The organism is Longimicrobium sp., from assembly GCF_035474595.1.
Lineage (GTDB): Bacteria > Gemmatimonadota > Gemmatimonadetes > Longimicrobiales > Longimicrobiaceae > Longimicrobium.
In genome coordinates, this window is record NZ_DATIND010000155.1 from 177,421 (window position 1) to 191,075 (window position 13,655).

General features: G+C 71.2%; 13 protein-coding genes. 12 read left to right on the plus strand and 1 reads right to left on the minus strand.

The window, feature by feature from the left end; all coding sequences use genetic code 11:
* Window positions 1-34 precede the first annotated feature (34 nt).
* The 9 genes from VLK66_RS27130 (at window position 35) to VLK66_RS27170 (ending at window position 10,453) form a co-directional block, all read left to right on the plus strand.
* A complete protein-coding gene (locus VLK66_RS27130; RefSeq protein WP_325312649.1) occupies window positions 35-1,714 on the plus strand; it encodes an ABC transporter substrate-binding protein in 1,680 nt (559 codons plus the stop codon).
* A gap of 36 nt (window positions 1,715-1,750) precedes the next feature.
* Window positions 1,751-3,511 (plus strand): ABC transporter substrate-binding protein, encoded by a 1,761-nt coding sequence (locus VLK66_RS27135; RefSeq protein ID WP_325312650.1) that lies wholly within the window; start codon window positions 1,751-1,753, stop codon window positions 3,509-3,511.
* A 4-nt stretch (window positions 3,512-3,515) separates the two neighbouring features.
* Window positions 3,516-4,529 carry an ABC transporter permease gene (locus tag VLK66_RS27140; protein WP_325312651.1) on the plus strand — a complete coding sequence of 338 codons (1,014 nt, stop codon included), beginning with the start codon at window positions 3,516-3,518 and terminating at the stop codon, window positions 4,527-4,529.
* A 4-nt stretch (window positions 4,530-4,533) separates the two neighbouring features.
* Window positions 4,534-5,748, plus strand: a complete 1,215-nt coding sequence (gene opp4C / locus VLK66_RS27145; RefSeq protein ID WP_325312652.1) for an oligopeptide ABC transporter permease — start codon at window positions 4,534-4,536, stop codon at window positions 5,746-5,748.
* Window positions 5,749-5,836: 88 nt separating this feature from the next.
* Complete coding sequence (locus VLK66_RS27150; RefSeq protein WP_325312653.1) at window positions 5,837-6,442, plus strand: Uma2 family endonuclease; 606 nt, start codon at window positions 5,837-5,839, stop codon at window positions 6,440-6,442.
* On the plus strand, window positions 6,427-6,966 hold the full coding sequence (locus VLK66_RS27155; RefSeq protein ID WP_325312654.1) for a Uma2 family endonuclease: 540 nt from the start codon (window positions 6,427-6,429) through the stop codon (window positions 6,964-6,966). Before VLK66_RS27150 ends, VLK66_RS27155 begins: the two co-directional genes overlap by 16 nt.
* Before the next feature lie 345 nt (window positions 6,967-7,311).
* Window positions 7,312-8,013 carry a Uma2 family endonuclease gene (locus VLK66_RS27160; protein ID WP_325312655.1) on the plus strand — a complete coding sequence of 234 codons (702 nt, stop codon included), beginning with the start codon at window positions 7,312-7,314 and terminating at the stop codon, window positions 8,011-8,013.
* A gap of 23 nt (window positions 8,014-8,036) precedes the next feature.
* Window positions 8,037-9,158 carry an ABC transporter ATP-binding protein gene (locus VLK66_RS27165; RefSeq protein ID WP_349260555.1) on the plus strand — a complete coding sequence of 374 codons (1,122 nt, stop codon included), beginning with the start codon at window positions 8,037-8,039 and terminating at the stop codon, window positions 9,156-9,158.
* A 251-nt stretch (window positions 9,159-9,409) separates the two neighbouring features.
* Window positions 9,410-10,453: a dipeptide ABC transporter ATP-binding protein gene (locus VLK66_RS27170; RefSeq protein ID WP_349260556.1), complete on the plus strand. Its 1,044-nt coding sequence runs from the start codon at window positions 9,410-9,412 to the stop codon at window positions 10,451-10,453.
* Window positions 10,454-10,563: 110 nt separating this feature from the next.
* Here VLK66_RS27170 and VLK66_RS27175 read toward each other — a convergent pair whose 3' ends face one another.
* A complete protein-coding gene (locus VLK66_RS27175) occupies window positions 10,564-10,815 on the minus strand; it encodes a CBU_0592 family membrane protein (protein ID WP_325312658.1) in 252 nt (83 codons plus the stop codon).
* 204 nt (window positions 10,816-11,019) lie between these two features.
* Here VLK66_RS27175 and VLK66_RS27180 point away from each other — a divergent pair, with 204 nt between their 5' ends.
* The 3 genes from VLK66_RS27180 (at window position 11,020) to VLK66_RS27190 (ending at window position 13,522) form a co-directional block, all read left to right on the plus strand.
* Window positions 11,020-11,676: a glycogen-binding domain-containing protein gene (locus VLK66_RS27180; protein ID WP_325312659.1), complete on the plus strand. Its 657-nt coding sequence runs from the start codon at window positions 11,020-11,022 to the stop codon at window positions 11,674-11,676.
* Window positions 11,673-12,782: a glycogen-binding domain-containing protein gene (locus VLK66_RS27185; RefSeq protein ID WP_325312660.1), complete on the plus strand. Its 1,110-nt coding sequence runs from the start codon at window positions 11,673-11,675 to the stop codon at window positions 12,780-12,782. Before VLK66_RS27180 ends, VLK66_RS27185 begins: the two co-directional genes overlap by 4 nt.
* 83 nt (window positions 12,783-12,865) lie before the next feature.
* The gene (locus VLK66_RS27190) at window positions 12,866-13,522 is read left to right on the plus strand and encodes a hypothetical protein (protein ID WP_325312661.1); all 657 of its coding nucleotides are present in this window, start codon (window positions 12,866-12,868) and stop codon (window positions 13,520-13,522) included.
* Window positions 13,523-13,655: the final 133 nt, after the last annotated feature.

A 13,655-nucleotide genomic window follows, 5' to 3' on the forward strand; every position in this document is an offset into this window, starting at 1 on the left:
GGCGCGGGACGGACCGAGGCAGGGAAAGACTTCGATGCCGATGAACGTGTACAGGCGCGCCGCCGGCGCGCTGGCGGTGGGGCTGCTGGCGGCGTGCGGCGGGGGTGGCCAGGACGCGGGCAGCGGCGCGGCGAAAGGCGGCGCCGCGGACCGCGACGCGCAGGTCCCCGAGGCCCAGCGCCGCGGGGGAACCATCGTGGTGGCCGCGATCGGCGAGATCCCCGACATGAACCCGCTGACGGCCACCGACCAGACGTCGGACAACGTCCGGCAGTTCGTGCTCTTCACCCCGCTCATCACCTACAACGAGAAGCTGGAGCCGGTGCCGTACCTGGCGCGGAGCTGGGAGGTGAACGCCGACACCACCGAGCTCACCTTCCACCTGCGCAACGACATCTACTGGCAGGACGGGGTGAAGACCACCGCGTACGACGTGAAGTTCTCGTACGACCTGGCCCGCAACCCCGACACCGGCTTCCCCAACCTGGCGTTCTGGACGCACTACGGCGACGCGACGGTGCCGGACTCGTTCACCTTCAAGGTGAAGATGACCCCGCACGCCGACTTCATGGACCCGTGGCGCTCGTTCGCCCCGGCGCCGCAGCACATCCTGAAGGGGGTCGCGCCGGCGCAGATGCGCAACCAGCCCTTCTCCACCCGCGCCGTCGTCGGCAACGGGCCCTTCCGGTTCGTCTCGCACACCGAGGGGCAGAGCTGGGTGTTCGAGGCCAACGACCGCTGGCCGGCCGAGCTGGGCGGGCGCCCGTATGCCGACCGCATCGTCTTCCGCCCGATCCCCGAGCCCACCACGCTGCTCACCGAGCTGCTGAACGGGAACATCGACTACTACATCGCCCCCACGAGCGACCAGGCGGGGCAGATCGAGCAGAACCCCAACACGCGCCTGGCCACCTTCCCCGACCGGCAGTTCGCGGTGATCTCTTGGAACGAGCGCAAGCCGCTGTTCAGGGACGTGAACGTCCGCCGCGCGCTGACCATGGCCATCGACCGCGAGTCGATCGTGCAGGGGGTGCGCCGGGGATACGGGCAGCTGGCCAACAGCACCGTCCCCCCGTTCTACTGGAACTACGATCCCCAGGCGGGGGCGGACCTGAAGTACGACCCCGAGGGGGCGAAGCGCCTGCTCGCCGAGGCGGGATGGCGCGACACGAACGGCGACGGGATCCTGGACAAGGACGGGAAGCCGTTCTCCTTCACGCTCTATACCAACAGCGGCAACCGCGAGCGGCAGGACATCACCGAGATCGTGCAGTCGCAGCTGAAGGCGGTGGGGATCGCGGTGCAGCCTCGCCTCGCGGAGTGGGGGTCGCTGCTCGACCGGCTGCAGCGCGAGCCGCGCGACTACGACGCCGCGGTGGTGGGGTGGGTGACCGAGTTCCGTATCGACGACTCGGACCTGTTCTCGTGCAGGAAGATGAAGGAGCCGTTCCAGTGGGTGGGGTACTGCGACCCGCAGACCGACCGCTACCTGGACACGCTGCCCAAGATCGCCGACCGCGCGGCGGCCAGGCCGCTGTGGATCGAGTATCAGCGCAAGATCTCGCACGACCAGCCGTTCACCTTCCTGTTCTTCACGCGGCGTCTGGAGGGGGTGCACGAGCGGCTGCGCAACGTACATCCCGACGCCCGCGGCGACTGGGTGGGCGCGGCACGGTGGTACCTGGACCCGCGGATGCGGCGCCCGGGACGGTAGGGCCCGAACCGACACACACACCACCCCCACACGACCATGCGGAACACCCCAGGCGGGTCCCTCCTCACTACGCGCGCCGCCACGCTCCTCCTGGCGGCGCTCGCCGCGGCCTGCGGCGGTGACCGTTCCGGCGGCGGCGGCACCGCCCAGCGCGACACCACGCAGGAGCCCGGCGGCACCCCCGAGCGCGGCGGCACCGCCGTGCTGGTCGAGGCAGCCGACATGGAGAAGCCCATGCCGCTGGTCTGGCAGACGTCGCTGGACAGCGACCTGATGGACGTGATGTACATGGGGCTCACCCGCCCCGAGTGGCGCGACGGGAGACTCCAGTACCTCACCAGCAACGACAACCCCATGGCGGCGGCGTACCACTGGGAGTACACCGGCCCGGACTCCACCGCCATGCGCTTCCGCCTGCGCTCGGGGCTGAAGTGGAGCGACGGCCAGCCGCTGACGGCGGCCGACGTCGTGTACACCTACCAGATGATGGGCAACCCCGCCGTGGCGTCGCCGCGCCAGGGCGACGTGGAGCAGATCGACTCGGTGACGGCCGAGAACGACAGCACCGTGGTGATCCACTACAAGCGCCGCTACGCCGACATGATGTTCTCCACCGCGTCCAACATCGTCCCCCGGCACGTGTACCAGGACGCGGCGCCGGGAAGCATCCGCACGCACCCGGCGCTGAACGATCCGGCCAACCGGCTGGTGGTGAGCGGACCGTTCAAGGTGGGCGCGTGGCGGCGCGGCGAGAGCATCACCCTGGTTCCCAACCCGTACTTCCCGGTGCAGCCCCGGCTGGACCGCATCGTCATCCGCATCATCGGCGAGCCCACCACGCGCCTGGTGGAGCTGCGCAACGGCACCGCCGACATGGTGCGCGGGATCAGCTTCGACCAGGTGCCGCAGATCCGCGCGGGCGACCCGCAGCACCAGATCCGGATCGAGCGCGAGCAGGGGCGCTTCTGGGAATACATCGCCTACCTCCCCAGCGCGCACCCCGCCTTCGCCGACCCCGCGGTGCGGCGCGCGCTGGGTTTGGCCATCGACGTGCCGGGGATCATCCGGGCGCTGCAGATGCAGGACTGGACCACGCCGGCCGCCGGGCCCTACTCGCCCATCTTCAAGGGGCTGGGCGACAACCCGGCGGTGCGCCCGCTCCCGTACGACACCGCGCGCGCCGACAGCATCCTGGACGCGCGGGGGTGGAAGGACACCAACGGCGACGGCATCCGCGACAGGGACGGACGCGCACTTTCCTTTACCCTGCAGACCAACTCGGGGAACGCGCGCCGCGCCGACGTCACCCAGATCGTGCAGCAGCAGTGGAAGAAGGTGGGCGTCGACGCGCAGCTCCGCGCGCTGGAGTTCAACACCTTCCAGAACTCGCTCTCGGAGCACAGGTACCAGGCGGCGCTGGGGAGCTGGGGCGTGCAGCTCTCGCCCGACATCACCCCCGAGTTCATGCCGGGGGCGCAGTTCAACATCGTGCAGTACAACAACCCCGAGGTGGTGCGGCTGATGCAGGAGGCGCTGGCCAGGCCCACCTACGAGCAGTCGTACCCGCTCTGGCGGGCCGCCGCGGAGCGAATCGTGCAGGATCAGCCGTATACCTGGCTGTATTACTACGACGCCATCTCGGCGGTGCGGAACCGGCTCCGCGGGGTGCGGATCAACACCTACGGGGCGTACCAGAACGTGTGGGAGTGGTGGATCCCGCGCAGCCTGCAGGGCCCGGCGCGGGGCGGAGCGGCGCCCGCGGGCGGCGGAAACGACACGGCAAAGGGAAAGCGGTGAAGGAATGATCGGGTACCTGCTGCGCCGGATCCTGGGGGCCATCCCGCTGCTGCTGGGGATCCTCACGCTGATCTTCTTCATCATCCACATCGCCCCGGGCGACCCGACGGCCAGGTTCGTGAACCCGAACGTGAGCCCGCGGGTGATCGAGCAGATGCGGCACAACCTGGGGCTCGACCAGCCGCTCCACATCCAGTACCTGAAGTGGATGTGGAGCTTCCTGCGCGGCAACTTCGGCTACTCGTTCGGGCAGCAGCAGCCCATCAGCCAGATCCTGCCGGGGGTGCTGTGGAACACGCTGCAGCTGACCCTGCTGTCGCTGGTGCTGATCTTCGTGGTGGGGATGCTGATCGGGATCGTGCAGGCGGTGCGGCAGTACTCGGTGGCCGACAACGTGCTCTCGTTCCTGGCGCTCTTCTTCTATTCGATGCCCTCGTTCTGGTTCGCGCTGATGCTGATCCTGCTCTTCTCGATGAAGGCCAACCAGATCCTGGGCGCGCACCCCGGGTGGGCGCCGTACTTCGGGTGGCTGCAGTTTCCCGCCAGCGGGATGACCAGCGTGGGATACGAGTACATGAGCGCCGGCGGCAAGTTCGCCGACCGCTTCAAGCACCTCTTCCTTCCCGCGCTGGCGCTGGGGATCGGGAACGCGGCCGGCGTCGCCCGCTACATGCGCGGCTCCATGCTCGAGGTCATCCACCAGGACTTCATCCGCACCGCGCGGGCGAAGGGGCTCTCCGAGCGCACGGTCATCTTCAAGCACGCGCTCAGGAACGCGCTGATCCCCATCATCACCCTGCTGGGGCTGTACCTTCCCTTCCTCCTTTCCGGCGCGGTGCTGGTGGAGACGATCTTCGGGTGGCCGGGGATGGGGCGCGCCATCGTCGACGCCATCCTGCAGCGCGACTACCCCATGGTGATGGCCACGAGCTTCGTGATCGCGGCGATGGTGGTGCTGGGGAACCTGGTCTCCGACGTCCTCTACGCGGTGGTCGACCCCCGCATCCGCGCGGAGTAGCCCCATGCCGGCGACCGTGACTCCCGAGCAGATGCCGCCCGAGCCCATCGCGCAGACGGCCACCCCCGCCGCCGGGCGCACCGGGCGCGTGCCCGCCACCCCCGCGCAGGTGGCCATGTCGGTCGTCCCCGGGCTGGGGCACTTCGCCCGCGGCGAGTGGATCGCCGGGATGACGCTGTTCTTCGCCTGGGCCTTCACGCTCTCGCTGGCCTACCTGGCGCGCGGCAAGATCGCCGCGGTGTTCACCGGCCGCCGCATGCCGGTGGACGGCGTGGTGGCCATCGTGGCGCTGGTGGCGCTGGGCGCGGCGGTGTGGGGATGGGCCTTCTACGACCTGGCGGTGCGCTCGCGCAAGCAGCGGCGGCTGCACGGCGACGGGCAGTGGTCCATCGCCGCGCGCCACTTCAGGAAGAACCGTTTGGCGATGGCGGGGCTGGCGGTGATGGTCCTGCTGTACGTCATCACCCTCATCACCCCGCTGATCGCGCCGTACGATCCGGCCGAGCAGGGGAACATCATCCTGTCGCGCTACCTGGCCCCGTCGCTCGAGCACCTGATGGGCACCGACAAGTTCGGGCGCGACATCTTCTCGCGGGTGCTGTACGGGTCGCGGATCTCGCTCTCCATCGGCTTCATCGCCGTCGCCATCAGCATCACCCTGGGAACGCTGATCGGCGCCTTCGCCGGGTACTTCGGCGGGATCGTGGACAGCATCCTCATGCGCTTCACCGACATGATGCTGTCGTTCCCGCGACTAGTGCTGCTGATCGTGGTGATCGCGCTCTTCGAGCCCAACATCTACCTGGTGGTCATCGTCCTGGGGCTGACGGGGTGGATGGGAACGGCGCGTCTGGTTCGAGGGGAAGTGCTGTCGCTGCGAGAACGGGAGTTCGTGCAGGCCGCGCGGGCGCTGGGGATGGGCGACTGGCGCATCATCTTCCGGCACGTGATCCCCAACACCATGGCGCCGGTGATCGTGTCGGCCACGCTGGGGATCGGGCAGACGATTTTGACCGAGGCGTCGCTGTCGTTCCTGGGGCTGGGCGTGCAGCCGCCCACGCCCAGCTGGGGGAACATGGTCAGCGACGGGCGCGACGCGCTGATCAACGCGTGGTGGATCGCCACCTTCCCCGGCATCGCCATCGTGGTGACGGTGGTCGCCTTCAACCTGCTGGGCGACGGCCTCCGCGACGCCCTGGACCCGCGGCTGAGGACGTGACGGCGAACGAGGTGGGTGGATTGGAAGCAGCCGCGGCGCTCGATGCCGAGGCCATGGACACGATCGATCGCACGAACAGGAAGCGGCCATGAGCCTGCCTGCGCTGCAGTACCCGAACGGCATCTCGTACGAGGACTTCCTCGCAACGGTGGACGAGGGGACGCATGCGGAATGGGTGGACGGGCAGGTGGTGCCGGTGACTCCGCCGTCGAAGGAGCATCTGACGATCACGGCATTCCTTCTCGCCGCGCTCCGGGGGTACGCGAACCGGAAGCGGCTGGGCGGGATCGTGCTGCACGCCCCCGCGCAGATGAAGCTGGCGCGCAGCGGGCGCGAGCCCGACGTGATCTACCTGAGCCCGGCGACGATGGCGCGGTGGGGCGAGCGCTACGTGGAAGGGCCCGCCGACCTGGTGATCGAGGTGGTGAGCCCGGAGAGCCGCACGCGCGACCGCCGGGAGAAGTTCCGCGAGTACGAGGCCGCGGGGGTGCGGGAGTACTGGCTGATCGACCCGGCGCAGAGGACGGCGGACGTGTACGCGCTCTCGCCGGGCGGCGTGTACGAGCGAGTGGATCCGGGCGATCCTCCCCGCCTGAACAGCGTGGTGCTGCCCGGGCTGTGGATCGATCCCGCGTGGTTGTGGTCGGAGGCGCCCGACGAGTGGGCGGCCTTTGAGGAGTGGGGGCTGATCTGACGCAGGCCGGAGACGCGGAGGGCGCGGTTGCGGCGCTAGAGGAGGAGCGAGCGCGCATCACCGCCTTCCTCGCGGCGGCGCTGCGCGGCTGGATCAACCACCAGAAGCTGGGAGGGGTGCTGCTCCACGCGCCGGAACCGATGCAGCGGGAAGGCGGCCGCCGCGAGCCCGACGTGGTCTACCTGGGCCCCGCGACCGTGCAGCACTGGGGCGTGCGGTTCGAGCACGGGCCGGCCGACCTGGTGGTGGAGGTGGTGGGCCCCGGGAGCCAGGCCGGAGACAGGCAGGAGAAGCTCCGCGAGTACGCGCTGGAAGAGGTGGCCGAGTGCTGGTGGGTGGACCCGGCGCGGCGCACGGCGGAGGTCCACACTCTGGCGGCCAGCGGCGCGTACGAGCCCGTGCCCGCGGGCGACCCGCCTCGCATGCGCAGCGTGGTTCTTCCCGGCATCTGGATCGATCCCGCGTGGCTGTGGGCGGAGCTGCCGGACGAAGCGAAGGCATTCGAGGCGTGGGGGCTGGCTTGATGCCGTATCCGGGGGGTGCACCGTGGACGTCCGCGCCGCGGCTTCCGGATCCGCGTGGCGCGGCTCTGGCGACAGGGCTCCGATGAATGGGGCGCGTTCAAAGCGTGGGGGCTGATTTGACGCAGATCGGCGAAGCGCGGGTGGCGCGGCGCCCGGGCGGGGGCGGGGCCGATCCTGAAGGTGGAGAACCTGCGGCCCTGGTTCACGACCGACGCCGGGCTGGCGCGCGCGGTGGACGGGGTGAGCTTCCACGCGAACCCCGGCGAGATGGCAGAGTGGTAACGCTGGTCGCCTTTACCTGCTGGGCGACGGTCTCCGCGATGCCCTGGACCCGCGGCTCAGGACGTGACGGCGAACGAGGTGGGTGGATTGGAAGCAGCCGCGGCGCTCGATGCCGAGGCCATGGACACGATCGATCTGCACGAACGGGAGGCGGCCATGAGCCTGCCTGCGATGGAGCATCCGGGAAGCATCTCATTCGAGGATTTCCTCGCCACGCTCGACGAGGATACGCATGCGGAATGGGTGGATGGGCAGGTGGTGCCGATGAGCCCCGTCTCCGAGCGGCACGACGCGGTCTCGGGGTTCATCTACGCGGTCCTCCGCGGCTTTCTGCGCCGCAGGAAGATCGGCGGCCGCGTGTTCCACGGCGAGTTCCAGATGAAGCTCGGGCCCGGAATGTCCAGCCGCGTGCCCGACGTGGCGTACGTGGCACCGGAGCACATCTCCCGGATCCAGGGGACGTTTCTGAATGGACCCGCCGATCTCGCCGTCGAGGTCGTGAGCCCCGAGAGCCGCGCGCGTGATCGCATCGAGAAGCTGCGGGAGTACGAGCGGGCGGGTGTTCGCGACTACTGGCTGCTCGACCCGGTGCTGCGCACGGCCGAAGCGTACCGCCTGTCGGCCGGGGCGTACGAGCCGGTGGAGCCCGGATCGCCGGCGCGGCTTACGTGCGAGGCAATTCCCGGGTTCTGGATCGAGGTCGCCTGGCTCTGGCTTGCCGAGCCCGATGAATGGATGGCGTATGAAGCGTGGGGGCTGATTTGACGCAGATCGACGAAGCGCGGGTGGTGCGGCCGGCCGGGGCGGGGGCGGGGCCGATCCTGCAGGTGGAGAACCTGCGGACCTGGTTCAAGACCGACGCCGGGCTGGCGCGCGCGGTGGACGGGGTGAGCTTCCACGTCAATCCGGGCGAGACGCTGGGGATCGTGGGCGAGAGCGGGAGCGGCAAGTCCGTGACCTCGCTCTCCGTCATGCGCCTGATCCCGCAGCCGCCGGGGCAGATCCAGCCGGATTCGCGCATCCTCTTCCGCAACGAGGCGGGAGAGATGGAGGACCTGGTGAAGGCCCCGGAGCGGCGGATGCGCCAGATCCGCGGCAACGACATCGCCATGATCTTCCAGGAGCCCATGACCTCGCTGAACCCCGTGTTCAAGGTGGGCGAGCAGATCGTGGAGTCGCTCCGGCTGCACCAGAACCTGAACAAGCGCGACGCGCGCGACCGCGCCATCGAGATGCTGCAGCTGGTGGGGATCCCCATCCCGCACCAGCGGGTGGACGAGTACCCGCACCAGCTCTCGGGCGGGATGCGGCAGCGGGTGATGATCGCCATGGCGCTGGCATGCAACCCCAAGCTGCTGATCGCCGACGAGCCGACGACCGCGCTGGACGTGACCATCCAGGCGCAGATCCTGGAGCTGCTGAACCGGCTGCAGGAAGAGCTGGGGATGAGCATCATCCTGATCACCCACGACCTGGGCGTGGTGGCCGAGACCTGCGACCGGGTGATCGTGATGTACGCCGGCCAGGTGTTCGAGGAGGGGCCGGTGGACGACGTCTTCCACGACCCCCAGAACCCCTACACCGAGGGGCTGCTGCGCTCCATGCCCAAGCTGGGCGAGGAGGTGGAGCGGCTGGCGGTGATCCCGGGCGTGGTGCCGTCGCCGACGAACTGGCCGGCGGGGTGCCGCTTCCGCGACCGCTGCCCGTACGGGTGGGAGAAGACGGAGCGCGAGGAGCCGCCGCTGTTCGAGATCGGCCCCGGGCGACGCAACAAGTGCTGGCTGGTGAAGTATCCCGAGAGGCGCGAGGAGGTACGGCGCGCGGGCGGCGGCTTCACCCCCGCGGGCGCGGTGACGGGGACCGGCGCCGACACGCCCGTGGCGGGCGAAGCCGGGGAGGTGGGCTCGTGAGCACGCCCGAGGGACGCACCCCCGCCGGCGGCGCGGGCGCGGGCGACGGCAACCGCGGCCCCGGCGGCGACCCGCCGGTGGGCCGCCCGCCCGCCGAGGGGCTGGTGGGCGAGGGCGTCACGCATCCGCACACGGCCGAGGCGCACACCCGCCAGGGCGACGGCATCGACCTGGTTCCCGAGCGGCCGGAGCGGCGCGAGCTGCCGCCGGCCAAGGGCGACAGCGACCTGCGCGGCCAGACGCCCGACGAGATGGAGCCGCCGCCCGACGCGCTCCTGGTCGTGCGCCGGCTGAAGAAGTACTTCCCCATCCGCAAGGGTTTGTTCAACCGCCACGTGGGCGACGTGAAGGCCGTGGACGGCGTCTCCTTCTTCCTGCGCAAGGGCGAGACGCTGGGGATGGTGGGCGAGTCGGGGTGCGGCAAGAGCACCACCGGGCGCACCATCCTGAAGCTGATCGAGCCGACGGAGGGCGAGGCGAGCTTCGGGGGGAAGAACATCTACCAGATGGACCGCGGCGAGCTGCGGCGGCTGCGGCGCAAGGCGCAGATCGTCTTCCAGGACCCGTACAGCTCGCTGAACCCGCGGATGACGGTGGGCGACATGATCCGCGAGGTGCTGGCCATCCACAACCTGGCGAAGGGGCAGAAGGCGGCCGACCGCGTGGCCGAGCTGCTGCGGGTGGTGGGCCTGAGGCCGGAGCACGCGGTGCGCTACCCGCACGAGTTCTCGGGCGGGCAGCGGCAGCGGCTGGGGATCGCGCGGGCGCTGGCGGTGGAGCCGGAGCTGATCGTGTGCGACGAGCCGGTGTCGGCGCTGGACGTGTCGGTGCAGGCGCAGGTGATCAACCTGCTGCAGGACCTGCAGGACCAGTTCGGCCTCAGCTACCTGTTCATCGCCCACGACCTGAGCGTGGTGGAGCACATCGCCGACCGGGTGGCGGTGATGTACCTGGGGCGCATCGTGGAGCTGTGCGACAGCGACGAGCTGTACCGCAACCCGCTGATGCCGTACACGCAGGCGCTCCTTTCCGCGGTGCCGATCCCCGACCCGCGGGCCAAGCGCAGCCGCATCGTGCTGGAGGGTGACGTTCCCTCGCCGGCGAACCCGCCCAGCGGGTGCCCCTTCCACCCGCGCTGCCAGCACCCGCTGAAGGACCAGGACTGCGCGGAGATCGTTCCGCCGCTGGCCGACAAGGGCGGCGGCCACTTCGTCGCCTGCATCAAGGTGCCGCTGGGCGCCGGCCACTCCGGCGGCGGCAACGGCAACGGGAAGGCGCTGCCGGTGATGCAGTAGCGGCATCGCCCGGCGCAGCGATCGACAGGGCGCGGCACCCCGGCGGGGTGCCGCGCCTCTCTGCTTCTCACTGTTCGGCATCGCGGACGACGTGCCGGCTGGCCCGTGCTTCACCGGGGCGCGGGTTTCGGCGGGCGGATGAGGGCGGGGATGGACAGCAGCGTCCATGCGCCCTCGACCAGCACAAACCCCCAGCGGCCGTCGGCCAGCGCCACCCACGTGAGGATCGCGCCGCCGAGCGCGTTCATGGCCGAGTAGAGGCGCTGCTCCTTGCCCAGCCACCCGCGCTGGTAGCCGAAGTACGCGCCCAGGATCAGCAGCGCGTCCAGGACCGAGATCACCTGCAGGAACATGTCTTCCATCACTTCCGTAATCGGTAGATGCGTGAGGGAGTGAAGCTACGCGCGCCCCGCGCGGACGGCGATCCGGGCTCGTGGATTTCAACGGGCGGCGGTGCTAGATTCGTACGCACATCCCCTTTTCGGTGACGCGGCAGGGGCGCAAATCGTCTGCTTCGTGATGCTGATCGGGAGTTCCCACGTCGCCACGGGGCGGCCACGACGACGATGAACGAGCGAATCAACGCCTTCCTGGATGGCGATCTGCCCCTGGACGCGCTCAGCCCTGCGGAGCGCGCGGAAGCCGTGCGCCTGTCGACGGGCATCGACGCGGCGGCGGCGCGGCTGCGCGCGATGCCGGCGCCGGACCTGACGGCGCGGGTGATGGCCGCGCTGCCGGCGGATGCGCCGCGCGGCCGTGCCCGCTCCCCGCTCGCGGCGCTGCTCGGCTGGCTCTGGTCGCCCACGCCGGTGCGGCTCATGCTGCGGCCGGCGTACGGCTTCGCGTTCGCGATGGTGGCGCTGCTCGCGCTGGTGCTGGCGCGGCCGCACGCGCGGCCGGCGGAGGTGCTCCGCGGCGTGGGCCCGGCCGTGGCCGCCGCTCCGGACGCGCCGCCGGTGTACGTCCAATTCCGCATCCGCGTGCCGGACGCCCGGTCCGTGGCCATCGCGGGAACGTTCACCGGGTGGAAGCCCGCGGTTTCGCTGCGCGAGACGGCGCCGGGCGAGTGGACCGCGCTGGTGCCGCTGCGCCCCGGCGTGCACGACTACGCCTTCGTGGTCGACGGGCAGCGCTGGATGCCCGATCCCAACGCGCCGCAGGTGGACGACAGCTTCGGAGGCACCAACAGCCGCATCTCGCTCCCCCCGCTCGGAGCTTCGTGATCCGCCGTTTCGCAATCCCCCTCACCACATTGCTCGCCTCGCTCCCCCCCTGCGCCCTGGCCGCGCAGGGGTGGTGGGTGCAGGCCGCGGCCGGCCGTGCCGTGAGCGACCCCGTGTCGTCGCGCGTGAGCGGCGCCGTGGCCTCGCTCGGCGTGGAGTACGGCGACAGCGCCACGGCGCGCTGGCTGTACGCCCAGGCGGGAACCCCGCTCGGCGGCGACGGGCCGGCGTGGGGCGCGGCGGGCGCGGGAACGTGGCTGGGCGTTGACCGGGGAGAATTCACGGCGGGGGCGTCGCTGGGGGCGCACGTCTTCGGCTACGGCGCGGCGGACAGCGTGAGGTCGGGCGGCGGGGTGACGCTGGAGGCGCTGCCCACGCTGACCTGGGCGCGCGGCGTGCTGCGCGGCGAGCTGGCCAGCGGGGTGATCTACAACACCGGCGTGGGCGTGGACTCCGGCCGCTCGCGCGCGGTCGGCGAGTCGTCGGCGCGGCTGATCGCCACGGCGGCGGAGGGGGTGGAGCTGACCGCGGAGGGACGCTTCCTGCACGCGGGCGACGGCGACTGGCCCTACCTGGGCGCGGCCGCGCAGGTGGAGCGCGGGCGGTACGGCGGCTGGGCGTACGCGGGGGAGTGGGCGGGCGCCGACTTCCCGTCTCCCCGGCTGGCGTACGGCGTCGGCGGCAGCGTCCGCTGTGGAGATGCGCGGCTGGAGGTGGGGATCCGGCAGGAGCCGATGGACCCGGTCTACCTCAGCACGCCGCGGCGCACGTGGACGGTGCAGGTGAGCCACCGCATCGGCCGGGCGCCGCGGCCGGCCGGGCCCGCCGCGCCGGCGTATCTCCCGGCGCTGGCGAACGGCCTGGCGGTGTTCCGGCTGCCGCGGAAGGACTATCCCGAGGCGCCGTCGGTGATCGGCGACTTCACGGCGTGGAAGCCGGTGGCGATGACGGCCGAGGGAGACGAGTGGACGGCCAGCGTCCGCCTGGATTCCGGCGCGCACCACTACGGGTTCCGGGCGGCGGACGGGACCTTCTTCACCCCGCCGGGCGTTCCCGCGGTGGACGACGGGTTCGGCGGGACCTCGGCCGTGCTGGTGGTCCCGTGAATGCGTATCAGGTTGTGACGCGGCGGGACATCTGTTCGTCGTACAGGGCAGACGGGCGGACGCCCGGATCCCTCGGAGCCTGGATGATGAGACGCCTGATCCTTACTGCCGCCCTGCTTCTGGTGCCGCTCTCGTGGGCGGGCGCCCAGACGCCCGCGCAGCGGATCCAGGCGGCGCGGCAGCACGCGGCGCAGGCGGGGATCCCGGTGGCGCTGCTGGACTCGAAGGTGGCCGAGGGGCACGCCAAGGGGGTGCCGGACGACCGCATCGCCATGGCGGTGGAGCGGCGGCTGACTTCGCTGCAGCGCGCCCGCGGCGCCATGGGCGGCCAGCAGCCCGCGCCCGCGCTCACCGCCGCGGACCTGAGCGTGGGAGCCGACGCGGTGGAGGCCGGGGTGGATGCCGGCGTGCTGGGCCGCCTGGCGCGCCAGGCGGCGCCCGACCGCCGCGCCGTGGCCATCGCCGTGCTGACGGAGCTGGTGAGGGAAGGGGTGGCATCGGAGCAGGCGCTGCAGCGGGTGACGGCGGCGCTGGCGCGCGGCCCCGAGGCGCTGCGCCGCCTTCCCGGCGACACGCGCGGGAACTCCGGCAACGCCGCCGCCCGCCGCGGCCCGCCGGACGTGCGCGGCCCGGCGAACGCGGCGGCGCACGGGGGGCGCGCCAACGGCGGCGGCCCGCCCGCCTCCGTTCCCGCGCCGGGCGACAACGGCCGGGGGCACGGGAAGGGCAGAAAGCCCTGATCGTCGCCGCCGATTGCACGATGAAATCGCGCGCCGCTCCCGCTGGGGGGCGGCGCGCGATATCTTTCACGCCACGGCCGAACGCACCCGCACGCGGGGTGTATGCCGTGCAACCGTTCCGCGCGGCTTCGAC